Raw genomic sequence first — 588 nt, 5'->3', positions numbered from 1 at the left:
GCACCGCTTTGAGCGACTCCCGTATCGGAAGGCGCTGAGGGCAGTGCGTTTCGCACTTGCCGAACTGGACGCACAGCCCCGCGCCGCTCGGCTTTATAGACGTCGCGCCCGTGCTGGTGGTGTATTGCTGCATTCCGGCGAAAAACCCCAGTGAAAACGACGTGTTGTATGCGGCAAAACAACTGGGAATGTTCACGCCGCGAGGGCAGGGCATGCAGTAATTGCAGCCGGTGCAGCGGATTTTATATGATTTATTGAACTCCGCAATCACGAGGCGGTATGCGTCGCGTTCCGTGTCAGAGAGCATTCCCGCGGCGGCGGAATCCGCCAGAGCCGCGTTTTCGGCAAGCTGCCGGAACTCGCTCATGCCGGAGAGCACAACCGTCACTTCTGCCTGCTCCCAGAGCCACCGGAACGCCCACGCCGCGTTCGACCGTGCGGGGTCTACGCGCCTGAACGCTTCGGACACCGCTTCCGGCAGGCTTCCCGCGAGCTTCCCGCCCAAAAGCGGCTCCATGATGACCACGGGCAGCCCTTTTTCGTGCGCCTTCTTCAACCCCGAGACTCCCGCCTGAGAGTTTGTGTCCG

The 588-nt window shown here is 61.9% G+C and carries 1 protein-coding gene; it reads right to left on the bottom strand.

What is annotated here, in order from left to right:
• Nucleotides 1–556: 4Fe-4S dicluster domain-containing protein (locus AWU74_RS07500; RefSeq protein ID WP_187150935.1), on the bottom strand; the 556-nt coding region annotated here is incomplete at its 3' end.
• Between the last annotated feature and the right edge of the window lie 32 nt (nucleotides 557–588).

The organism is Treponema endosymbiont of Eucomonympha sp. (assembly GCF_001028545.1).
The sequence above is the reverse complement of the archived record's forward strand: the minus strand, read 5'-3'. Positions and strand labels throughout refer to the sequence as shown.